This is a genomic window from Methanoregula boonei 6A8 (assembly GCF_000017625.1).
Classification (GTDB): domain Archaea; phylum Halobacteriota; class Methanomicrobia; order Methanomicrobiales; family Methanospirillaceae; genus Methanoregula; species Methanoregula boonei.
This window is the reverse complement of sequence record NC_009712.1, coordinates 1,065,348-1,087,126: the sequence shown is the minus strand read 5'-3', so window position 1 is coordinate 1,087,126 and position 21,779 is coordinate 1,065,348. Positions and strand designations below refer to the sequence as shown.

The following is a 21,779-nucleotide window of genomic DNA, read 5'->3' as shown; positions in this document are numbered from 1 at the left end:
AGAAATATCCGGGGGCCGGTGACTTAAACGCTCGGGATCGGGTAAGTGCGCCGTGGGATCGTGACGCCAACCGGTGCGGCACTCCCGGATCGTTTTGGGGAACGCCGGGACCGGATCTTTCCTTCGGTTCCGGGAACTTTCCCGGTGCAGGCATCGCAGGACCCGCAGTTTTTCCGGGCCGGCTGTTCGCCAAAATACGCGAGGAGGAAATTTCTCCGGCAGCCGATTGTCTCGCAGTATCCCGTCATGTCCCGGAGTTTCTTTTGCGCTATCCGGGATGCCTGTTCACCCGCACCGTCATGGTCAAGCATATACCGGATCCGGACTGCATCCCCCCGGCTGTAGAGCAGGACACATTCAGCAGGCTTCCCATCCCGCCCGGCCCTCCCGGTCTCCTGATAGTAGCCCTCAACAGACTTGGGGAGATCGTAATGGACCACAAACCGCACGTCGGGTTTGTCAATGCCCATGCCGAATGCAACTGTGGCGCAGACGATCCGGGAGGTATTTTTGAGAAACGCGTCCTGCACGGCCTCCCGGACCGGACGGGATAGGCCGGCATGGTACGCAAGCGCCGTAAAGCCGCGCTTCTTGAGATCGGCTGCGCACTCCTCGGTCTCTTTCTTGCTTAAGCAGTACACAATGCCGGACTCGTTTTTGTGCCGGCAGCAGATGTCTGCCAGCTGGACTAACGGGTTCTTCTTCTTTATCACCCGGTACTCCAGATTCTCCCGGCAGAAACTGCCCACGAACGATTGGGGCTTTACAAGGCCGAGCTGCCGGCTGATATCCTTTCGCACTTCGGGAACTGCCGTGGCCGTGAGCGCGATGACGGGTGCGGACGGGAAGCATTTCCGCAGCCGGGCAAGGTCGCGGTACTCGGGCCGGAAATCATGGCCCCACTCCGATATGCAATGCGCCTCGTCAATGGCAACGAGCCGGACCGGAAACTCCTGCAGGAATTCGAGAAATCCCGGCTGCAGGCATTTCTCCGGTGAGACAAAGAGGATCCGGAGCCTTCCGTCCCGCATCGCCGCCTCGATCCGACTGCGCCCGGCCGAATCGAGCAGGCTGTTCCACGCGGCGGCCGGGATGCCCCGGGCATTGAGCGCATCCACCTGGTCTTTCATGAGCGCAAGAAGCGGCGAGATCACGATCGTAAGGCCGCCAAGATACACCGCCGGCAGCTGGTAGCAGAGCGATTTCCCGCTGCCGGTTGCCATGATCGCAAGCGTATCGTTGTGCCCGATGATGGAGGCAATGATCGCTTCCTGGTGCGGGCGGAATGCCGGATAACCCCAGTATTTCCTGAGCAGGGTCAGGGGATTCTCCGGCGATCCGGGGGCGATACGTGCGATGGATGTGGGGGTCGTGTTCACGAAGAATGCTCCTGTCAGGCGGGTCGGCCGCCCGGATTACGACGATGTGTGATGAGGAGTGCGGCAGGACGGTATATGAACCCCGGAGCGCGGAGGGTGAAACTAAAAAGGACAGATACCACAAAAAAGAGGGAACGTTATCCATACTCCGTAAAGGAAAAGAAAACGGTATGAGGGGGATTTATCCGGGGGGTTTTAGATAATGATCGCTGCGGACTTCTGATCTTTTTCATCATTGAAGTCCGTGATCAGGACTTCGGTTGAAAGGATCAGGCCGGCGATAGAACCCGCGTTCTGGAGGCCGATCCGCACGACTTTTGCCGGGTCGATAACACCGTTCTCCATGAGGTCTTCGTAGATCCCGGTCTTCGCGTTGTACCCGTAGTGCTTGTTCTTGTGCTCCCTGATCTTCGCAATCACCTCGGCACCCTCAATACCGGAGTTCTTTGCAATCTGCCGGATGGGCTCTTCGAGCGCACGCTTCACAATGGAAACCCCGACCCTGCGGTCGTCTTCGAACTTCAGGGTATCCAGAGATTCGATGGCCCTAAAGAGCGTGATCCCGCCGCCAACCACAACGCCTTCCTCGACTGCGGCCTTAGTGGCGTTGAGCGCATCGTCCATACGCATCTTCTTTTCTTTTAACTCCGTCTCGGTTACCGCGCCAACCTTGATCACGGCAACACCGCCGCCGAGATTCCCAAGGCGCTTTTTGAGTTCTTCTTTCTTGTACTCGGAGTCCGCGATGTTAATCTGGGACTGGATGAGGGTCATGCGATCTTCAACTGCTTTCTTTTCTCCCCTCCCGCCAACGATCAGCGTCTTCTCGCTATCAACCCGGATCACGTGGGCCTGGCCGAGTTCGCGTTTGGTAACGCCGTCGATCTTCATGCCCTTCTCCTCGGAGATAACCGTTGCACCGGTGAGGATTGCGATGTCTTCGAGAATTGCCTTGCGATCATCCCCGTATCCCGGGGCTTTCACTGCACAGACCTTAAGGGCGCCGCGGATGATGTTTAAGAAGAGTGCGGCCTGCGCCTCACCCTCAACGTCATCGGCGATGATCAGGAGCGGCTTTCCTTCGGATGCAACCATCTCAAGAACCGGGATCATCTGCTTGACAGACGAGATTTTTTTGTCGGTGATCAGGATTGAGCAGTCTTCGTACTCGCAGACCATCTTCTCGTTGTCAGTGACCATGTAGGGTGAGATGAACCCGCGGTCGAACTGCATGCCTTTTACCACATCGAGGCTCGTCTCCAGGCTCTTTGCGTCCTCAACACTGATGAGCCCATTGTAGCCCACTTTCTCCATGGCTTCCGAAATGAGTGTGCCTATCTCCTCATCATTATTGGCGGATATGGTGGCAACCTGCACGATCTTGGCCCGGTCCTTGACCGGCACGCTCGTGGTCTTGATGTAGCCAACGGACGCGTTGACGGCCGCATCGATTCCCTTCTTAACCTCAATGGGGTTTGATCCCGAGGTGATGTTCTTGAGCCCTTCGACAATCATGGACTGGGCAAGGAGCGTTGCCGTGGTCGTGCCATCCCCGGTCTTGTCCTGCGTCTTCTGGGCAACCTCTTTTACCAGTTTCGCGCCCATGTTCTCGAACTTATCATGGAGTGCAATCTCCTTTGCGATGGTGACGCCGTCATTGGTGACAATCGGGCTTGTTGCCTTATCGATCACCACATAGCGTCCCTTGGGGCCGAGCGTGATCTTGACGGTATCAGCTACCTTGTTGACTCCGGCAAGGAGCGATTTCCTCGCTTCCTCGTTAAACACCAGCTGTTTGGATCCTGCCATATTCTCTCACCTCACTCGATCTTCGCGAGCACGTCCTTGAACGGTACAAAGACGTAATTCTCGTTGTCTATCTCGACTTTGTCCGCACTGTACCCGCCATAAATGACATGGTCGCCCGCCTTGAGAGGGAGCGGCTTTCCGTCATCTTTGGTTCCGATGGCAATGACCGTCCCTTCTTTTTTCTTTTCCTGGGCGGTTTCGGGAATGTAAATCCCGCTCTTTGTTACTTCTTCGGCTTCTTTGGGCCGGATTAAGACCCGTTCTCCTATGGGAACAATCGCCATTCGTATTACCTCACACGTATTTGTGGTATGTCACTAGTATGGGCTTCTAAAATATTTAAAAATTGTGAAAATTGTAGATATGATTTGAACTTTTTTGAGAAAATAGAGAAAAAGTTTAAATTATTTTGGCGATAACAGTGGAAGAGATATGATCCGGCAGATCGTGATCCGACAGGTGGACCGGCCCCTGGCACCCGGTGAGGACGAGGAGATCCACTGGTTCTTCCATTCGTTTGGGATCGGTGAGGGGCGGGACACGGACCGGGTGGCAACCCAGGTGATCGTCACGCTGCTTGATCACCGCCCCACGGGCGAGGGGGTACCGGTGGAGCAGATAGCCGCCGATCTTAACATTACTCCCTCCCGGGTAAACCATCACATCCGGAACCTGATCGATGCCGGCATCCTGTACCGGCACCGGAAACTGATCTATCTGCGGGGCAGCACGCTCCGGTCAATGGTGCAGGAGCTCAGAAAAGATGCGCTCCGGATGTTTGACGATCTCGAAAGCGTGGCAGACGGGATCGACCGGGAATATGGGACCCGAAGGGAGTAAGTGGCGCCGGGTTTTTCCCGGAAGTCTGATATATTCAAGCGAATTTTTTGAAAAGTTCGGCAATGCGGTTGAACGAATTTCAAAAATCCTGGTAACTCCAGCAAACTTTTTTGAGAAATTTCAGCAGCCGCGCCCGGCTTTTTCCGGAAGAGCAGAAAAACCGGAAAATCCCGGTGAATGTTTTAAGCGGATAACAGGGGAAAAGGGATACCTGCACTGCCGTATCCGGGGTTCAGGGAGGGTTACTGAGTTACCCTAATCCGGGCCCGATATGGGCTCCGACGACCCTTTTTCGATCAAAAAAAAGCCCGTATCGGGCTCCTTTTTAATCAGAGCCCATATTGGCTTTATTTTGGCAATCGGACGATTTTAATGAGCCTCATAAAGGCCCTTTCCTGCCCTGATCTCACCTCAAACTGGCATTTGTTTATTTCCGGAAAAAGAGGCCGAAAAAAGGCCGCTATTGCCCGATTATGGGCATTATATGGGGTTCAATTTGGGCGTATTTTGGCAAACAGGGCCACATAAGGGCACGAAATTTCGGACATGTGGATCGGACGATAATACGGAGCCGGATTTGCCCAAAAACTGAATTCCGGGGCGGATTTTCTACGACGGAGAAAACCCGGGGAGAGTGTGCGGCCCTTTGCGGTTGAAAAGCTACGTGAAGCACCGGACAGGAATCCGGAAAAACAATGGCACCCCTATTTACTTTAATTTAAAGGAGTCCGCCAATTTTTTGCAGACCACCAAAATTGAGGAAGGGAGGTGAGGGATCGAACTTTTTTTTTTGAAAATTGCCGGGTTGCGAATCGGACTTTTTTTGAAATCTTCAGCTGCTGAACAGAGCAGGGTCTAAAATTCCTATTTAAAAACCAGTCTTAATAGCACAATGACGTATAGTATCGAATATGATTTCTCCCAAAATAAGTTTCCCTGCACGAATGCTTGTCGTTGCTACCGTTGCAATTATTGTCGTGAATGTGATAGAGTTTTACGGCATAATGCATCTTGCACCGGACTTCGTTCTTGAAGTCAGCATATTAGAAGTCGTAGTAATAGCGATAAACTTCGCATTCTGGGTCCCACGGTACAACCTGAAATGGGGAAGAAATCCGTAAGCATACATATGGTCAAAATTTACGGGATTTCCGACAGCAATGCGACATATTTCTTCAACCGTGACCTGAACATTTTTGGAGAAATACACAGGTTAAAGGATTATACTGTGTGTGTTTAGTCCACATCTGAAAGCGCGTGAAATTGATCCCGATCAGATTTAATCCGGCTCCGGTGATCCGGTCCGTGTCCGGCCCGTATTTTCCGGGATATTAGTTCCGGGAAAATTCAAAAGATGATTTTCTGTTTACCTGAATAAAGGAAAAATGAGGAAAAAACTGAGGGGAATAAAAAGGGAGATTTTAGAGTGAAAAAATCGGGAGGAGAAGAATCCGGAAACCGGATCGGACCTGAGTTATCATGGGAAGATATTGTGGGGGATTGCATACAGTTAACTGAAAATTTTTTTCGCTCAACGACGGACTTATGTCCTTTTTCGCAAATACGATTCTCCATCGCATGAACGATGACGCGCAACCGTGACTGGCGCAAAAGAGTGCGATCCAAGGTGAACGACAATGAAATACAGGTATTTTCTCTCAAGAACCGGATTTATATCCGCGATCATTTTCCTGCTGCTTATGGCAGCCTGCCCGGTGATGGCCCATGAGGTGTGGACTACAGGGACCGTGGATATGACTTCAAGCGATGTCGGCCAGCACAATTCCCTGGCAATAGATCCGGCCGGTAACCCGCATATCAGTTATTACGATGATGAGAACAAGCAAATCAGGTATGCAGCCGTAGTTGATGGCAGCTGGACTAATGGAGCCGTAGCCGATTCCCGCTCAACCCACACAACGTCACTGGCCCTGGACCCGGAAGGGAACCCCGGGATAAGTTACGGTGACGGCGACCATGACGGGAAGCTGATGTATGCGCACCTGAACGGGGGCTGGACCACCGAAACGGTTGCAAGCGACTCCGGTCATGCAGACATTGGTACTTATTCCTCGCTCGCTATCGATTCCGCCGGTACGCCGCATATATCGTACAACAACGGAAAGGGAAATTATGACACCCTCCTTGAGTATGCAACAAGGAACGGCACCGTCTGGACAAGTGTAACACCGGATCCTAAAATTCTCGGGTACGATTCGTCGATGGTACTGGACTCATCCGGATTGCCGCACATTGCATACCTCAATGGCATGGATTCCGGTTACATTGCATACGGGTACCAGGATACTCCCGGGAAGTGGAGCACAAGAATGGTGGCAAACACAGAGGGCAGAGGCGGAGACATGGCAAAGAATGCCGGGTGCATCCTGTCACTTGCACTGGACTCTGAAAAGAACCCGCATATCGCCTACTTTGATAAGACCCGTAAGGAACTCATGTATGCATTCTGGGACGGGAAGGAATGGATCACGGAGATCGTAGACCAGGATGGGGATACCGGATGGCATCCGTCGCTTGCCATGTATCATGACCAGCCCTCCATCAGTTACTACGATATCTCAAGAGGGGAACTGCGCTTTGCCACCCGGGATCAGGCTACACAGAAATGGGTGCCAAGTACGGTTGACAAAGGCGGGGTTGGCTCTGATTCCTCCCTCGCGTTTGACTCCACCGGTAATCCGGGGATCGCGTATTACGACGGGAAGCATCATGCACTGAAGTACGCAAGCGGGAAACCACTGTAAAGACCGGTGATTCTCCTGGAGGAGCCGCCGGAGAATACTCCGGGACACCTCATTTTTGTTTTTCTGCAGATCTTGGCGACGGGGACTAAAGACCCGGCTTTCTATCTGTTCCGGATCATCCGGGCAAATGACAGGAAAGACTCTCTCTTTTTTGTGCATTTTTGCCCTCATAGCGGTTCCCGGGATTCGCCATGCAGCATAACGTGCTGCCCGGCTGCCGGATATGAGCGCATGCCGGATCTTTTTGGCCGGGGTATACCGCCACATTTGTCCTTAAAAAACGCGTTGTTCGTATCCGGCATGCCATCTCCCGGGAGGACAGGGAGAATACCTGCACCTTTTTTTCACATAACAGAAGACTTATCCCCTTTTTCCCTCAAGAATTACCTGTGGCATCAACACCAGGTTCATGGCGGGAGAGGATCCCGGTAAAGGTGCAAATCCTCGCGGGGCTTTGCGTTCTCTGTATTCTCATACTGGCACTGGCTTTGTTTTCAGGGTTTCCGGGCGGGACTGCACCGGCACCTCATACAAACGCAACGGTCCATATACAGATTCTTGAGGTAAACGATTTCCACGGGCACATGGCAGCGGGGCAGATCATGAACAACCGCCCGGTCGGGAGTGCGCCGGTTCTTGCATCCTATCTTAAGGCAGCAATTGCATCCGAAAAAGCAGACGGCACCATCATTGCCCTGCCCGGGGATGTGATCGGGTCGGCGCCACCGGTCTCCGGGCTGCTCTTGGACGAGCCTAGCATGCTGTTTTTCAACAGTTTTGCAAACCAGTACTGTACCATCGGATCGAACTCTCCCAGTGTTTCCTGTAATATGGTGGCAACACTGGGAAACCAGGAGTTCAATAACGGAGTGCCGGAAGTGCTGAGAATGATTAACGGGGGGAACGGGGCAACAAATATCACGCACATCGTGGATCCGTACCCGGGTTCGAAAATCGATTATGTCTCCTCAAATGTGGTCTGGACCGCAAACAACACCCCGGTCCTGCCACCCTATACCCTGCGAACGGTCGATGGCGTGACCATTGCATTCATTGGTGCAGATACGATCTCTACACCCAATCTCACGACATCAGCCAATGTTGCAAACCTGACTTTCCGGGATGAGGCCGATTCCATAAACCAGTACATCCCGGAGATCCAGGCGCAGGGCGTGCACGCGATCGTTGTCCTCCTTCACGAAGGCGGGAACCAGACTCCCTACGAAGGGCCCACGGAAGGAAACGCAACCCTGCAGACACAGGGCGACGAGCGGGTAGCCGGGATTGTTTCCCGGCTTGACCCGGCAGTTGACGTAGTACTCTCCGCCCATACCCATGAGTTTACCAATATCTACCTGAACGACTCCGCCGGAAAACCTGTGCTTGTCACGCAGGCGTACATGTACGGCAGGGGGTATGGCGATATCGATCTCACCATAGACCGGTCCACCGGAGAAGTCGTGGGGAAATCCGCACAGATTGTCACGACCTATGCAGACCAGGCTCCCGGCACCAGCCCGGACCCTGCTGCCACTGCACTCCTTAACGAGGCCCAAAATGCCGTTAATCCGGTTGAAAATCAGGTAATTGGAACGGCAGCGGGAAATATTACGATTGCCCGGAACAGTGCCGGGGAATCGGCAATGGGAGACCTGGTGGCAGACGAAGAGCGGGCAACGATGAAAACAGATGTGGCATTTGATACTTCCGGTGATGTTTTTGCAAATATCTCAGAGGGGCCAATTACCTGGATGGACCTGTACAATGTCCAGCCGAATGCCGGGACGCTCATGGCAATGACCATGTCGGGCGAACAGATCAAACAGACGCTCGAACAGCAATGGCAGGCGCCGCTTCCTTCCAGCAATCTCATTGTCTCGGGACTTTCCTATACCTACGATGCGGCACAACCTGCCGGAAGCAAAGTGATCTCCGTGTCGGTAAACGGAGTCCCGCTCAACCCGAACGCAACCTACACGGTGGCAACAGTCGATACCGTTACGCTGGGCGATGACGGGTACACGACATTTGGGCAGGGATCGAACATGAGTTACGGGACGACCGATGTCGATGCACTTGTTGCCTATGTGAAGGCATTGCCGCAACCGGTGAACGTGACCATTGACGGAAGGATCCAGCGGATCAATTAAAACGCCAACCGGTCCGGCGTCGGATCACCTTCGGGTACTCTCAGGATGTGGGGCAATGGCATGCACTCCGGGCTGCATGAATCCGCTGCTGCAAGGTACGCCCACTTAAAAAAAAGGGGGGCGGCCTCATCATCATTTGAGCGTCCCCCCGCCACTCCATACCCGGCTAAACTCTTCTTTTCCCCGCGTGAGATTTTCCTCCCTCCCACGTTTCCCGATGCCTTAATACGACTCGCATCCGGTTTATGGAATGACAGGAATCTGTTGAGTCGAGGTGGACCTGGAGGCAAATTCCAGTAATCTCCGAACCAGGACCAGCTGAGTTGATCGATAAGGCATGGGCAGAGATCTCATTTGCCTCCACCTCGGCAAACCAAAACCGGCTCCTGAATGCGGTATAGGTGTTATAGGGGAAAATAAGCCCAAATCGGGCCCCGATTCTTTCACCCAATAATTTATCCGTTTAAAAACCTCCATTTGCCAAAATACGCCCAAATTGAACCCCATATAATGCCCATAATCGGGCAATAGCGGCCTCTTTTTCCGGGAATGAACAAATGCCAGTTTGAGGTGAGATCAGGGCAGGAAAGGGCCTTTATGAGGCTCATTAAAATCGTCCGATTGTCGAAAAACGGCAGATTTGGGATTTGATTTAAACGGAGCCCGATACGGGCTCCGATGATGCCCCGGAAAAGGGTCATCCGGGCTCAATTCGGGCCCGGATGGGGGTAAGTGATGTGGGACGATGTGGGGGGTGGGGGTATACCCCCTTTCATGGGCAGGGCGATGATTCCCCGTAATTGCCCAGACCCGGACCGGACTTTTCTAAAAAATCCCTGTCAACGGAGGTGCAGATTTTTAGAAATCCTCAGCAGCTGAGTGACACATTTCCTTAAATCTTCAACAGGGTGATCGATCTTTTTTTAGAAATGCCAGCTTGCGACCCGAACTTTTACGGAAAAGAGCGGGTGGCGGTACGGATCCGCCAGACTTTGGAAAATGATCAGGAAGATGGGGGCTGTCGCCCCCATATCCCCACGAGTGAGGAGTGCCGCCGCTCCCGAAGGGGCGCCCCCGCGGCGGATCAATTACCGGAGATGGGCATGCTGGTGGACGGTCCAGCGAGGGTAATATCTTTTCTCAATGGTATTTGCAGCATAAAAACAAGAATTCATAATGTGATGAATATAAATTAAAAGATTGGTTGGTAAAAATGATCTCCCGTGTTGATGTACATATTCCGTTTGATATTCTCAGCCCGGTTAATGAAGATTATCAGATTTATTCTATTGAAAGATCAGGTTACAATATAGATTTTTTACCGTTAAGCCGTAATGCAGACTTTGCGACAAAAAAGGATCCCGTCATTGCAAAACTCGATGATCGAGATGCTATATTATGCAATACTGTTACAATGATCTTTCATAAGGATGCATTTAATAGAAATATAACTGCCTCTCTAAAATTAGATCCTCCGCTCGACGTTATAGAATTCGCATTAAATTTCTTTTTAATGCGTTTAAAATGGGTGATACAATCACCGCAAATTCATCCAGTGTCTCTATTTTCGACATTTAGTAAAATTCAATATTTAAATGACGATGGCTCTGTACTTCATGAGGAAAATGGAAAATTTCGAACAAAATTTTTAGAACTTTATAATATAAACTCACCTGCGATAAATAAAGAAATTTGGAATGATTCCTTTTCATATTCCTCCGATTATTTTGAAATTGTGGGAACTTTGGGATGGGAGTATTTACTTCTCGACGCAATCGATGAATTACCTCAAATTGGGCCGAGTATTGTTTTAGCTAACGTAGGATTAGAAGTGTTTATAAGTGGACTCCTCAACAAGTTGGCAGGAAAACAAAGTCAAATCTCCATCGATTTTTGGAAATGGATATCCATTCGGAACGACAAACTCGAATTACAGCCAAGTGTAAAGGATCAATATGATATCCTCCTAAAGGTGTTTACAGGACATTCTCTTAAAGAAGAAAATGAGTTATGGAAAGGTTTTTCGGAGTTAAGAAACGTAAGAAATCAATTCGTTCATGAAGGGGTTGCAAGACTAAATTCATCATCGCCACCATTAACAGAACAACAAGCACGCGATTTACTTCAAAAAGCAATCGATATACCCCGTAAAATTAATACTTGGATCCCTGAATCTCTTCGAGGTGAATCTCATAAAAATTATGTGATGAAAAGACAGTTACTGTGGCAAACTCCCTTGCCGAAGTGATGATCTTCTATAATCTTAATACAGTTTGGCTTGCAGTTTTTGATTGAAGAAGTAATCCAATCCTTTATGAAAAACAGAGAACGAGAAAATTCCCCTACACCCTCCCCCCAATCATCCCCTTCAAAAACTGCCCCGTATAACTCTTCTGGACGAGAGCCACCTTCTCCGGTGTCCCGGTCGCCACGATCTCGCCGCCGGCATCCCCGCCCTCGGGGCCGATATCGATGAGGTAATCGGCCGACTTGATCACGTCCAGGTTGTGCTCGATCACCACGACCGTGTTGCCCTTCTCCACAAGATCGTCAAGCACCTTGATCAGTTTCTTTGTGTCGTCGAAGTGGAGCCCGGTGGTCGGCTCGTCGAGCAGGTAAAGGGTCTTCCCGGTCGCCCTCTTTGCGAGCTCCCGGGTGAGCTTGATCCGCTGTGCTTCTCCGCCAGAGAGTGTAGTCGCACTCTGGCCGAGCTTCACGTACCCGAGGCCGACCCGGGTGAGCATCTCGAGCTTGCTCTGGATCGAGGGAATGTTCTCGAAGAGGGCAAGGGCTTCCTCCACGCTCATGTCCAGCACATCGGAGATCGACCTGCCCTTGTACTTCACTTCTAGCGTCTCGCGGTTGTAGCGCTTCCCCTTGCACTCCTCGCACTCGATATACACGTCTGGCAGGAAGTTCATCTCGATCTTGATGAGGCCGTCGCCCTCGCAAGCCTCGCAGCGCCCGCCTTTGAGGTTAAACGAGAAACGGCCCGCCTTGTAGCCCCGCATCTTTGCTTCTTTTGTATCAGCAAAAATGGTGCGGATCTCATCGAAGAGTTTGGTATACGTTGCCGGGTTCGAGCGTGGTGTCCGGCCGATCGGGCTCTGGTCGATCACGATCACCTTGTCGATCTCGGAATCGAACACGATCTCCTTATGCGCCCCGGCCTGCTCCCGCGAGCCGTACAGTTTCTGCATCATGCCCTTGTAGAGCGTATCGTAGACAAGCGTTGACTTGCCCGACCCGGAGACGCCGGTCACCACCGAAAAAAGACCGATCGGGATCTTTACATCGATGTTTTTCAGGTTGTTCTCCTTACAGCCTTTGACCGTGATGTACTTCGCAGCTTTCCGGCGTTTCTCCGGCACATCGATCTTCTTTTTCCCGGCAAGATACAGGCCGGTGAGGGACTTTTTGTTCTTCTCGATCTGCTGCGGTGTGCCTTCTGCCACCACCTCACCGCCGTGGAGCCCGGCGCCGGGCCCGATATCGATCACGTGATCGGCCGAGCGAATCATGTCCTCGTCGTGCTCCACCACGATCAGCGTATTCCCAATATCGCGGAGCGTCCGTAGCGTCTCGATAAGTTTCCGGTTGTCCCGCTGGTGAAGCCCGATGGACGGTTCGTCGAGCACGTAGAGCACGCCCATCAGGTTCGAGCCGATCTGGGTGGCAAGCCGGATCCGCTGCGCTTCGCCGCCCGAGAGCGTCCCGGCATTCCGCGAGAGCGTGAGGTATCCGAGCCCGACTTTTTCCAAAAAGAGCAACCGGGACCGGATCTCCTTGATGATCTGCCGGGCAATGCCTTCCTCCTTCTCGGTGAGCCGGAGGCCGGAGAAGTACGCGATGCAGCCGGAGACCGAGAGATCGGTCACATCAATGATCGATTTGCCATCAATCCGGACCGCGAGCACCTTGTCCTTGAGCCTTTTTCCCTTGCAGGCCGGGCAGGGAAAGACCCGCATGTAGCCTTCAAGTTCCCGCTTCCGCCACTCGGACTGGGTCTGCGAATAGAGCCGGGCGGTCTGCGGGAGGAGCCCTTCCCACTCACCGTTGTGTGACCACTGGGCGTCGCCGTTTTTCATGCTCATCGAGAAGTGCATCTTTTCGGTCGAGCCGAACATCAGGGCATTGTACTGCTCTTCGGTCAGATCTTTGATGGGTGTAAGTACCGAGAAACCGAAATGTTTTGCAACCGTTGCCAGGTACTGGCCCCGGAAACCGTCCATCGGGTTCCGGTACGGGGCAACTGCACCATCGGCTATGCACCGGTTCTTGTCCGGGATAATGAGGTCAGCGTCAAACTCCATCTTGACGCCAAGCCCGTGGCATTCGTCGCAGGCGCCAAAGGGGCTGTTAAACGAGAACATCCGCGGCTGGAGTTCCTCAAAGGCAAGGCCGCAGACCGGGCAGGCGAGAAGCGAGGAGTACGTAGATTCCTTTCCCTCTTCGTCCGCTACGAGCACGAGCCCACCGGATTTTTTGAGCGTGTTCTCGACCGCTTCAGCGAGCCGGGCCCGGTCGGTGGTTTCGAGCCGGTCGATCACGACCTCGATGTCGTGCTTCTTGTACCGGTCGAGCGTAATCTCTTCATCGGTGCGGATTATTTTTCCGTTCAGCCGGACCCGGGCGTAGCCTTCCTTATTCAGGTCTTTGAGGAGCTGCTGGTACGTCCCCTTCTTCTGCCGGACAATCGGGGCAAGGACCGTGACCTGGCCCGGGTGCTCAGCAGCGATCTGGTCGGCGATCCGGTCCGGGCTCTGGGCGGCAATCGGGATATTGTGCTCGGGGCAGTACGGCGTCCCGATCCGGGCAAAGAGCAGACGGAGGTAATCGTAGATCTCGGTCGTCGTCCCCACGGTCGAGCGGGGGTTCTTGGACGTGGTCTTCTGCTCGATGGAGATGGCAGGTGAGAGCCCTTCGATGGAATCCACATCGGGCTTCTGCATCATCCCGAGGAACTGCCGGGCATAGGACGAGAGGGATTCGACATACCGCCGCTGACCTTCGGCATAGAGCGTATCGAATGCAAGCGTCGATTTGCCGGAGCCGGAAACCCCGGTTATCACGACAAGCTTGTCACGCGGGATCTCGACATTGATATTTTTGAGGTTGTGCTGGCGTGCACCTTTGATGATGATGTTTTTCATGGATACGTGCTCAGAGACTCAGCTCCGGCATATAAAGCGGTTCAGTTCGGGGCACGAAAGTGAAAGAGGAGAACCGCCCTCCTGAACAGGAAACCTGATTATCTTTCTCGCATAATGGATTGATCAGAGAAACCTCAAAAACATGAGACTGCCCCATGGAAGTTGAGGAACAGATTATCAGGGAATTACACCAGGTGCCGCGCCAGCTCTATCGTGAGATCCTTGATTTTATCCGGGAAAAGAAGAAGAAAGCCGGCAAATTGATCAGTGATACCGCTCTTGCCAGCGAATCTTCCCTGAAAAAGGACTGGTTGCGTCCCGAGGAAGACGAGGCATGGGCGGACTTGTAAAGGGCGACGTTGTTGTCGTTTTGTTTCCTTTTTCGGACTTAAGCAGCGCAAAGAAACACCCCGCTCTTGTCCTTGCCACACCTGATGGTGATAATGTTATCCTTTGCCAGATAACCAGCAGGCTGCTGTCCGATCGCCATGCAATTTTAATCGGTGATGGCGATTTCTCGTCCGGATCCCTCCAGCAGGAGAGCAATATCCGGCCTGCCAGGATTTTTACAGCCGATACACGGATTGTCCAGTATGTCGCAGGTTACCTGAAGGATGAAACAATAAGGGCAATTGTCGATCGGGTTGTTGAAATCCTCCGGGAAAAATAAGGCTGCATATCCGTGCCCCTTGTTCCGGGATTTGACCGCGATCTCTCCGGGTCCGCCCCGGCCATCTCTTCCACATCCGATCCGAACGCGAGGGAGTAAATAGCATACGTTCAGATATCTTAAGTTAAGGTGCGATTATGCCCGTCGTTATTCTCAAGATGCGCAAAGGCTGGACCACAGAACAGAAACGCAAAATCGTCAAGGAATTCACAAACACCCTTGTCTCAACGCTCAAGATCGAACCGGATCTGGTTACGATCATGATCGACGAGCACAGTCTCGAAGACATCGGCCATGGCGGCGTGCTCCGCTGCGACGAACACTAATCTTTTTTCATCCGGGTCTGCCGGGATTACTCAAAGGATATCCCACGGTACCCCGGGTCTGGAATTCTTCCGGGCGCCATGAAAAATTTTAAACATCGGGAAAAATGCGGGTGAGATCCGCAGATCCCACCCAAAATAAATCCCGGAATAACCAGATAATTCCCCAGTACCCATTCAGTTACCATATACAGTTAGCGACGGCCTATTCTTCCGGGTCGTCACGAAACGTGTCCGCACATTTCTGGCTCCAGTTCCCGTACTTCCGTTTCTGGTACTCATTGCCCCATTCATTCAATGCCACAAGAACGGGAAGGGCCGAACGGCCATCATCCGTGATGGCGTAATCGACCCGTGGAGGGACCTCGGGATAGACCGTCCGTTCGATCATCCCGTCGGCCACAAGCTCCCTGAGCTGTTTTGCAAGCATCATCTGGGTAATCCCCGGGATCTTTTTCTGGATCCCGGAAAACCTGACCGGTTCGTCTTTGAGAAACCAGAGGATAATCGGCTTCCACTTTCCACCGATAACAGAGAGCGAGATCTGGATCGGGCATGTGCCGACCGGGGACGAGCGTGGCATGTCCAAAACTATCTTCAATAATAGTATATACGATTGTGCAAACTGCGCATCTTTTGATACTGTAAGGACCATAATCGTCCACACGCAGGAATAACGCCCTGACAAAAGCGACGGGCACCGGGTTGAAACTTCCATGGACAGGGTATATCACGTGGGCAACGCCACAATCACCAAAATACCGGAACTTATTCTCGATTCAAACAGCCCGGAGTACCTGTATCCCCAATGGGACCCGGCTTTTCTTTTGGAACACGAACACTGGCTGGTCCCCGAAAACATGGATCAGACACGGACGCATGTCATCCAGAGTATCCATACCTGGCTTATCAGGACAAGACAGCATACGATCCTCATCGACACGGCAACAGGAAACGATAAAGAACGCGTCTGGTTTCCCCGGCTTAACCGATTGAACACACCCTACCTTGAACGGCTCAAAGCTGCAGGTGTGACGCCGGAGATGGTGGATTATGTCATCTTAACGCATCTTCACGTGGATCATGTAGGATGGAACACCCGCCTCGTTGATGGCGTGTGGGAACCTACCTTCCCCAATGCAACATACGTTTTCTCAAAGGCCGAGCAGAGACACTATTCCGACCCGGAAAATTACCCGGAGAAGAACCGTGTCAAATTCATCATATACAAAGACAGTGTTCTTCCGGTGATCCATGCAGGACAGGCCGAGATCGTTCTCCCGGACGGGACAGAGTTTCTTGAGGGAGTTTCCCTGTATCCCGTACCGGGGCACAGCCCCGGCCAGATGGCAGTTGGCCTAACTTCAAACGGGGAAGAAGCTCTTTTTGGCGGTGATGTCATGCATCACCCCGTTCAGGTATACCGTCCTGAATGGAATTCTGTGTACTGCGAGGATACAGAAAAGGCCCGTGCCTCACGGAAGTGGGTACTGGACTATCTCGCGGACCGGCATGCCCTGTATTTCAGTTCGCATTTTGCCGGTACTTCCGCAGGGCGTGTCACGCGTACAGGTAATAGTTTCAAGTGGAAATTCTGCTAAAACAGGATAAAGCCGGGCGAATCGCTATCCGGCAAAAGGGGGAAAGATCCCCGGCTTACTGCAGCCGGCTCCCTTTCCTGCGCTCTTCGTAAGAGATCTGGGTGCTTCTCCCGGGCGTAAGCTCATCCTTATCATTCTCTTCGTTCCCGAAGCGTTCTTCGAGCGGGATGCTGGCACTCCTTCCTTTCGTGAGCGTCCGGTCCTCTTCCCGGGAACTCCGGAAGCGCTCGTCAAGAGGGATGCTTGCACTTCTTCCTGTGGTAAGTCTCTGGTCTTCGTCCCGCATGCTCCGGAACCGTTCTTCGATCGGGATTGATGTGCTCTGCACGCGGGCCCCGGGCGGACCCCGGGGGAGGTCGCGCGACGAATCCGCATCAGGGATAAAATCAATGCCGCTATCGTCCCGCGATGCTGCCCGGGATGCAGGTGCCCGGCCCGGTGCAATGCGGGAGCGTTCAACGGATATCCCCGCGGGCCGCCCGGTATCATCCGATGTGTGCCGGGGACCTGTGTACGCGTACCGGCTGCCGGATCCGGAACTGCTCCGGATCTTTGCCACTTCTTCATCGATCTCCGCGTCCGTCTCCCGCTGGCTCTTCTCGGTAAACATCAGGAACTGGAGGAATGCCTCAGGCTCGCAGAAGACCGATACATCCAGACGTTCGAAAACCAGCCGCCGTTCGATATCGCCGTACCACCCTCCCCTGCGGATGATGATCGTCTCATTTTTGGGATCAAAGGCATAGACCCGCTCTATGCTGCCGTCGCGCCCAAAAGCGGTTTCGGCAACTCCGTTGCCCTCAAAGGAATAGGTCTTTCCCACGGCACCATAATCGCCACCTTCCCGCATCACGATCTGCCGGCCCCCGGCCTCGTACCGGTAGGTCCGGGGAGGGTTCCCAAACGAGAAGGTCTCTTCGAGCATTCCGTAATTGTCAAAGACAAACCGGCGCAGGATCTTATTTGGCTGTGCCGGATCGTTCTCCGTCATCGTGGTGGTGGCAGGGTCGAATTTGTACAGCCTCTTTGTGACATCGTGGCTGTCCAGTACCCTGACCCCCCCGGGGCTGTACCGGTACACCCGGCTGAGCTTCTCGCGCTCGTTTCCGGCAAATTCGGTGATGACAGATTCGGTCATAATCTTCTTCCTTCCTGATTCCGCCTGTTTTTGGTAAATATTATACCTTCACATAAAAAGGGTTGCTCACCGGTCCGGTTGCCGCGATGCTTCCGGACTTGGAAACCTTCATTCTCCCGGGAGGCATATAGAGAGGCTGTTATGGCAGCTGCATTTCCGGGAACGACCCCGTTGCCGGACCCCGTCCCCGCAACCGAAACCCAGTCCCCCCCGGCAGGGGATGAAGAGCGCCCTCGGCTGGAACCCGCAAAGACCCTGCACCTGGCAAACTGGTCTACCCGTTTCTGGGCCTGGCTGATCGATGTCATCCTGATCGTCCTGTTCCTCAATATCATCCGCGGCATCCTAGAACCGTTCTGGACCCTTCATTTTCTCTGGGACTACCAGCACTGGGGCATCTTCGATCTCGGGCTTGAGACACTCTTCTTCTTCCTGTACTGGACCATATTTGAGAGTTACAAAGGGCAGTCGATCGGAAAGATGGTGCTCAACATCCGTGTCGTGAACCGCGATGGGACACGGATCCACTGGGGGACGGCCGCCATCGAAAGCCTGGGCAAGGCATTTATCCCGATCCTTGCACTCGACTGCCTGATCGGGTGGCTTGCCATGCCCGAGACCAAGCTGAGGGTCTTTAACCGGATTTCCAACACCATTGTGATCAAGACCGATTACCGGGAGCCTGAAGGTATCCAGTACGTAAAAGAAAAAGAGTAAACGGGGCACTGCTGCCAACCTATTTTTTCCAGCCGTGAATCGTTGTATTTGGACAAAGTCTCCCGGGTATCCGGGCGGGATTGTGGGTTCGGTGTGGCCTCCTTCGCAGACTTTATTGGTTCAGCCGCTGTACGGGAGACTATGACATCCGCTCCTCCAAATCCGGTACCCGATATAGAATCGATGTACCGCCAGAAGGACGGCAGGGTATTAATCGAGATCAAGCTCAACACCGTGCTCCAGCTCTTCAACTCCTTTGACCCTGCCCCGTTCTATGAAAAGGAGCTTGACACAGAAGCGGAATCCTACATTGTGGATACGGTCCAGGATTTTCCGACAAAAACAAAATTCATGATCCATATCTACCTTCCGGCCGCCCTGGCCGGGACTGAAGAGGCAAAGAAGATTATTCCTGCCATCCACAACCATTTCCGCTACCGGATGCTGGTGACGGAACGGAAATTCCGGGCACGGTTCCGGTTCGGGCGGTACAGCCTTATTATCGGGCTCTCATTTCTTGCCATTGCCCTGATAGCAAGCCAGATTGTTGCAACGGCAAACGACTCGTTTGCCGCCCAGCTTGTCTCCTATGCGCTCCTGATCACCGGCTGGGTGGCAATGTGGCAGCCGGTCACTACGCTCCTGTACGAGCTCTGGCCGATCCTCCGGCGTAAACGGGTGTACGAGAAGATCAGCACCATGGAGATTGAGATCCTGCCTATGCCCGTGTGAGTATCCCAAAAAAAGAGTGGTGAGTATCAGATCTGGTCGATCTGTGGCTGGAGTTTTTCTTCGAGTTTCACCCGGCAGGCAGCACAGAATTCCTTCTTTTTCCCGTCAAGCTCATCGAGCGTGTCCGGGCAGAACATGATACACTCGCGGTTTGTGCAGTGGCCCAGCCCCAGGAGATGGCCAGCCTCATGGGCCCCCTCGGTCACGATCCGGTCTATCAGGGCATCATCGGACGGCTCACGCCCATAGTATTCATTTGCAAGCCGGGCAGTCGATATCACGGCTACCCCGGTCTGTTCCCGGGCAAGGCCAAAAAGGGCAGAGTGGCCGGCATTGAAAAGGTCCTGGCTGACCACGAGCAGGATGGGATCGGTAATCCGGTGCTGGTGCTTGTACGCCGCAAGGTGGTCCAGCTGCACCTGGGCATCGATCTGTTTTCGGGCATTCACAAAACCCATGATCCGCACGGGGTTCTCTACCACGACCGCCGATAGGCCGGTGACTGCCGCGATCATCCGCCCGGCAGGGAGCTGCAAACCTTCCGGAGAGAGCTGATCCCAAAAAATATGGAGCCGCATCGCTCAATTGTATTGGATGGCCGGCTATAAACATATTGAGCACTGCTGCGGGGTGTATATCGCACAACACTACACAAACCCCGTCGAGATCGGGGTGGGAAGCAACCCCGATGCTGCGCAGTGCATCCATGAGGCCGGCATTCCGGTCCGGGCCAGAGATGTCCGCGCCTGCAACCTGCCCACGTGGCTGCCCTTTGCCCGGGACGATATCTTCGAGCCCGATCTCTCCCTGTACTCCGGTGCCGATGTCCTGTATGCCATCCGCCCGGCAGAAGAGATGATCCCCCCGCTGATCGATCTTGCCAAAAAACTGGATTGCGATCTTGTGGTCTACCATCTTGGCTTTGAATCCTACGGGGACGGGGGTACAATTGTCGACTGCGGCGTGAAACTGCACTATTATTACCGGCACCGATCAGAACCCGTCAAAGAGCGTTGACTGGTTGTGGGCCACGGTTTTCCTGCCGGGCTCCTCCGGTGCCGGGGGATCGGCGGGCCGCTCTTCCGGTGCGGATTTGACCGGCAGCTCTTCTTTTGGGACCGGGTCCACGGCAGGGGCCGGATCGGCATCCTTTGCGGGGCTCTCCGCTTTTTTCCTGCCCTTCTTCTTTGGCTCCGGCTCCTTCTCCCGTTCCACCTTTGCAAGAGACTTTAGGATCTCCTGTGCCCGGGACTTGTCATTTAAAAAGAAGTTGAGCCCGTCGGCATCCAGCGCAAGTTCGCGGGCAAACGTCTCCGGGTCGAGGTCCACAAGCAGGGTGATGATGTCCATGTACTTTTCCCGCAGGGTCGCCTGCGGGAGCTGCATGGTTGCAGCCAGGCGCGAGAGCACCGCGGCACGGATGGCCTTCTGTTTCTTTGCCACGGACATCTTCTGCCAGCGTTCGGGGGGGAGGATCCGGGAATGGATGCCTTTTCCCGCCGAAGCATCGGCAACACCAAGCAGCATCACCGCTGTTGCGTACCGCCAGAGCGTGTGGTACTGCCGGCGGTACGTGTAACCGATGTACTCGTCTGCCCGCGAGAGGGAGCGGTAGGCCAGACCAAGCCCAGCCGGATCGGTAATGGTATGCACGCTCCCCTCCACCCACTGCTCGATATCCTCAGGGAACTCGTCCACATCCCGGGAGAGCCTTATGAGTTCCTCATCTGAGGTCTTCCCGAAGACAGCGGTAACAAGGGAGAAGATCGAGACCCGCTCGTCTTTCTGGGAGGTATGCACGTTTTTTCCATCAAGCGACTGCCTGCCGATGGCTGAGGCATAGAGCATGTTTACTGCCGAGCGCATATCCCCTTCCGCGCTCTCGGCAATTTCGTGAACCGCGGACTCTGAACATGCAATTTTCTCGGAGGAACAGATGTACTTGAGCCGGGGGGCAATCGAACGTGCCGGGAGCGCCCTGAACTGGACCGGCTCGCAGCGCAGGCGGAGCTCGGCGGCGAGCCCGTAGAGGTCGTTTGCGATCAGGACAATGGGTTGCCGGGCGTTTTTGATGCACTCAAGGATTGCCTTTGCCCCGCCCCGGTCTGCAGTCCCCTGCAGGTTGTCGGCCTCGTCCATGATGATGAGTTTCCGTGCCGAACCGGTCAGGCTTGCTGTCGTGCTCCCCGCGCCGGCAATGCGCTCGATCACGGCTGCCGTCCGCTGATCGCTTGCATTGAGCTCGATTACGTCCCAGTTCATATCCCGGGCGAGCGCGTAAACGCTCGAGGTTTTGCCGATGCCGGGCTTGCCATACAGGAGAAGAGGCTTTGAGCGTGCAGTCCAGGTTTTTGCCCAGTCGGCCATCTGGCGCACAGCACTTGTGTTTCCCACAATATCCGCGAGGTGCTCAGGCCGGTACTTCTCTGCCCACTCCATACCACAGCTGTCGACCCCGTATCAAATAAATTATCTCTGATGAGCCCACAATAGCGTACAGCA

At 53.7% G+C, this 21,779-nt stretch carries 20 protein-coding genes; 12 read left to right on the top strand and 8 right to left on the bottom strand.

Annotated features, from left to right (window positions below):
* Nucleotides 1-23: 23 nt before the first annotated feature.
* The 3 genes from MBOO_RS05710 to groES form a co-directional block, all read right to left on the bottom strand.
* On the bottom strand, nt 24-1,379 hold the full coding sequence (locus tag MBOO_RS05710) for a RecQ family ATP-dependent DNA helicase (protein ID WP_012106637.1): 1,356 nt from the start codon (nt 1,377-1,379) through the stop codon (nt 24-26).
* Between the two features lie 195 nt (nt 1,380-1,574).
* The gene (gene groL / locus MBOO_RS05705) at nt 1,575-3,188 is read right to left on the bottom strand and encodes a chaperonin GroEL (RefSeq protein ID WP_012106636.1); all 1,614 of its coding nucleotides are present in this window, start codon (nt 3,186-3,188) and stop codon (nt 1,575-1,577) included.
* Nucleotides 3,189-3,199: 11 nt separating this feature from the next.
* Nucleotides 3,200-3,472, bottom strand: a complete 273-nt coding sequence (gene groES, locus MBOO_RS05700; protein WP_012106635.1) for a co-chaperone GroES — start codon at nt 3,470-3,472, stop codon at nt 3,200-3,202.
* A 148-nt stretch (nt 3,473-3,620) separates the two neighbouring features.
* On the opposite strand from groES, the gene MBOO_RS05695 reads away from it, so the two are divergent.
* The 5 genes from MBOO_RS05695 to MBOO_RS05670 all read left to right on the top strand — a co-directional run bounded on the left by MBOO_RS05695 (nt 3,621) and on the right by MBOO_RS05670 (nt 11,191).
* Nucleotides 3,621-4,028, top strand: a complete 408-nt coding sequence (locus tag MBOO_RS05695; protein WP_012106634.1) for a winged helix-turn-helix domain-containing protein — start codon at nt 3,621-3,623, stop codon at nt 4,026-4,028.
* Nucleotides 4,029-4,972: 944 nt separating this feature from the next.
* Nucleotides 4,973-5,149, top strand: a complete 177-nt coding sequence (locus MBOO_RS13860; protein WP_198324450.1) for a hypothetical protein — start codon at nt 4,973-4,975, stop codon at nt 5,147-5,149.
* A 516-nt stretch (nt 5,150-5,665) separates the two neighbouring features.
* A complete protein-coding gene (locus MBOO_RS05685; RefSeq protein ID WP_012106632.1) occupies nt 5,666-6,793 on the top strand; it encodes a hypothetical protein in 1,128 nt (375 codons plus the stop codon).
* 389 nt (nt 6,794-7,182) lie between these two features.
* Nucleotides 7,183-8,943 carry a bifunctional metallophosphatase/5'-nucleotidase gene (locus MBOO_RS05680; RefSeq protein WP_157677610.1) on the top strand — a complete coding sequence of 587 codons (1,761 nt, stop codon included), beginning with the start codon at nt 7,183-7,185 and terminating at the stop codon, nt 8,941-8,943.
* 1,213 nt (nt 8,944-10,156) lie between these two features.
* Nucleotides 10,157-11,191, top strand: a complete 1,035-nt coding sequence (locus MBOO_RS05670) for a hypothetical protein (RefSeq protein WP_048068319.1) — start codon at nt 10,157-10,159, stop codon at nt 11,189-11,191.
* Nucleotides 11,192-11,285: 94 nt separating this feature from the next.
* On the opposite strand, the gene uvrA is transcribed toward MBOO_RS05670, so the two are convergent.
* Nucleotides 11,286-14,096, bottom strand: a complete 2,811-nt coding sequence (uvrA, locus tag MBOO_RS05665; RefSeq protein ID WP_012106629.1) for an excinuclease ABC subunit UvrA — start codon at nt 14,094-14,096, stop codon at nt 11,286-11,288.
* Between the two features lie 155 nt (nt 14,097-14,251).
* Between uvrA and MBOO_RS05660 the strand changes: the two genes are divergently transcribed.
* The 3 genes from MBOO_RS05660 to MBOO_RS05650 all read left to right on the top strand — a co-directional run bounded on the left by MBOO_RS05660 (nt 14,252) and on the right by MBOO_RS05650 (nt 15,092).
* Nucleotides 14,252-14,446: a hypothetical protein gene (locus MBOO_RS05660; protein WP_048068318.1), complete on the top strand. Its 195-nt coding sequence runs from the start codon at nt 14,252-14,254 to the stop codon at nt 14,444-14,446.
* On the top strand, nt 14,431-14,766 hold the full coding sequence (locus MBOO_RS05655) for a type II toxin-antitoxin system PemK/MazF family toxin (protein ID WP_012106628.1): 336 nt from the start codon (nt 14,431-14,433) through the stop codon (nt 14,764-14,766). The genes MBOO_RS05660 and MBOO_RS05655 overlap by 16 nt, the downstream gene beginning before the upstream one ends.
* Before the next feature lie 137 nt (nt 14,767-14,903).
* Nucleotides 14,904-15,092 (top strand): tautomerase family protein, encoded by a 189-nt coding sequence (locus tag MBOO_RS05650; protein WP_012106627.1) that lies wholly within the window; start codon nt 14,904-14,906, stop codon nt 15,090-15,092.
* Between the two features lie 202 nt (nt 15,093-15,294).
* Here MBOO_RS05650 and MBOO_RS05645 read toward each other — a convergent pair whose 3' ends face one another.
* Complete coding sequence (locus tag MBOO_RS05645) at nt 15,295-15,672, bottom strand: winged helix-turn-helix transcriptional regulator (protein ID WP_012106626.1); 378 nt, start codon at nt 15,670-15,672, stop codon at nt 15,295-15,297.
* Between the two features lie 133 nt (nt 15,673-15,805).
* Here MBOO_RS05645 and MBOO_RS05640 point away from each other — a divergent pair, with 133 nt between their 5' ends.
* On the top strand, nt 15,806-16,690 hold the full coding sequence (locus MBOO_RS05640) for an MBL fold metallo-hydrolase (RefSeq protein ID WP_012106625.1): 885 nt from the start codon (nt 15,806-15,808) through the stop codon (nt 16,688-16,690).
* A 55-nt stretch (nt 16,691-16,745) separates the two neighbouring features.
* Here the strand turns inward: MBOO_RS05640 and MBOO_RS05635 are convergent, their stop codons facing one another.
* Complete coding sequence (locus MBOO_RS05635) at nt 16,746-17,828, bottom strand: hypothetical protein (protein WP_012106624.1); 1,083 nt, start codon at nt 17,826-17,828, stop codon at nt 16,746-16,748.
* A 141-nt stretch (nt 17,829-17,969) separates the two neighbouring features.
* On the opposite strand from MBOO_RS05635, the gene MBOO_RS05630 reads away from it, so the two are divergent.
* A complete protein-coding gene (locus tag MBOO_RS05630; RefSeq protein ID WP_012106623.1) occupies nt 17,970-18,545 on the top strand; it encodes an RDD family protein in 576 nt (191 codons plus the stop codon).
* A gap of 141 nt (nt 18,546-18,686) precedes the next feature.
* Nucleotides 18,687-19,277 carry a hypothetical protein gene (locus tag MBOO_RS05625; RefSeq protein ID WP_048068317.1) on the top strand — a complete coding sequence of 197 codons (591 nt, stop codon included), beginning with the start codon at nt 18,687-18,689 and terminating at the stop codon, nt 19,275-19,277.
* 26 nt (nt 19,278-19,303) lie between these two features.
* Here the strand turns inward: MBOO_RS05625 and MBOO_RS05620 are convergent, their stop codons facing one another.
* A complete protein-coding gene (locus MBOO_RS05620) occupies nt 19,304-19,855 on the bottom strand; it encodes an archaemetzincin family Zn-dependent metalloprotease (RefSeq protein WP_012106621.1) in 552 nt (183 codons plus the stop codon).
* A 16-nt stretch (nt 19,856-19,871) separates the two neighbouring features.
* Here MBOO_RS05620 and MBOO_RS05615 point away from each other — a divergent pair, with 16 nt between their 5' ends.
* Complete coding sequence (locus tag MBOO_RS05615; protein WP_012106620.1) at nt 19,872-20,294, top strand: UPF0146 family protein; 423 nt, start codon at nt 19,872-19,874, stop codon at nt 20,292-20,294.
* Here MBOO_RS05615 and MBOO_RS05610 read toward each other — a convergent pair.
* A complete protein-coding gene (locus MBOO_RS05610) occupies nt 20,271-21,716 on the bottom strand; it encodes a replication factor C large subunit (protein ID WP_012106619.1) in 1,446 nt (481 codons plus the stop codon). The two genes, MBOO_RS05615 and MBOO_RS05610, sit on opposite strands and share 24 nt — an antisense overlap.
* Nucleotides 21,717-21,779 lie beyond the last annotated feature (63 nt).

Bases quoted from the DNA above. Each gene is read 5' to 3' on its own strand.
- groL (WP_012106636.1), bottom strand. From the start codon at position 3,188: ATGGCAGGATCCAAACAGCTGGTGTTTAACGAGGAAGCGAGGAAATCG.
- groES (WP_012106635.1), bottom strand. From the start codon at position 3,472: ATGGCGATTGTTCCCATAGGAGAACGGGTCTTAATCCGGCCCAAAGAA.
- MBOO_RS05695 (WP_012106634.1), top strand. From the start codon at position 3,621: ATGATCCGGCAGATCGTGATCCGACAGGTGGACCGGCCCCTGGCACCC.
- MBOO_RS13860 (WP_198324450.1), top strand. From the start codon at position 4,973: ATGCTTGTCGTTGCTACCGTTGCAATTATTGTCGTGAATGTGATAGAG.
- MBOO_RS05685 (WP_012106632.1), top strand. From the start codon at position 5,666: ATGAAATACAGGTATTTTCTCTCAAGAACCGGATTTATATCCGCGATC.
- MBOO_RS05670 (WP_048068319.1), top strand. From the start codon at position 10,157: ATGATCTCCCGTGTTGATGTACATATTCCGTTTGATATTCTCAGCCCG.
- uvrA (WP_012106629.1), bottom strand. From the start codon at position 14,096: ATGAAAAACATCATCATCAAAGGTGCACGCCAGCACAACCTCAAAAAT.
- MBOO_RS05660 (WP_048068318.1), top strand. From the start codon at position 14,252: ATGGAAGTTGAGGAACAGATTATCAGGGAATTACACCAGGTGCCGCGC.
- MBOO_RS05655 (WP_012106628.1), top strand. From the start codon at position 14,431: ATGGGCGGACTTGTAAAGGGCGACGTTGTTGTCGTTTTGTTTCCTTTT.
- MBOO_RS05650 (WP_012106627.1), top strand. From the start codon at position 14,904: ATGCCCGTCGTTATTCTCAAGATGCGCAAAGGCTGGACCACAGAACAG.
- MBOO_RS05645 (WP_012106626.1), bottom strand. From the start codon at position 15,672: ATGCCACGCTCGTCCCCGGTCGGCACATGCCCGATCCAGATCTCGCTC.
- MBOO_RS05640 (WP_012106625.1), top strand. From the start codon at position 15,806: ATGGACAGGGTATATCACGTGGGCAACGCCACAATCACCAAAATACCG.
- MBOO_RS05635 (WP_012106624.1), bottom strand. From the start codon at position 17,828: ATGACCGAATCTGTCATCACCGAATTTGCCGGAAACGAGCGCGAGAAG.
- MBOO_RS05630 (WP_012106623.1), top strand. From the start codon at position 17,970: ATGGCAGCTGCATTTCCGGGAACGACCCCGTTGCCGGACCCCGTCCCC.
- MBOO_RS05625 (WP_048068317.1), top strand. From the start codon at position 18,687: ATGACATCCGCTCCTCCAAATCCGGTACCCGATATAGAATCGATGTAC.
- MBOO_RS05620 (WP_012106621.1), bottom strand. From the start codon at position 19,855: ATGCGGCTCCATATTTTTTGGGATCAGCTCTCTCCGGAAGGTTTGCAG.
- MBOO_RS05615 (WP_012106620.1), top strand. From the start codon at position 19,872: ATGGCCGGCTATAAACATATTGAGCACTGCTGCGGGGTGTATATCGCA.
- MBOO_RS05610 (WP_012106619.1), bottom strand. From the start codon at position 21,716: ATGGAGTGGGCAGAGAAGTACCGGCCTGAGCACCTCGCGGATATTGTG.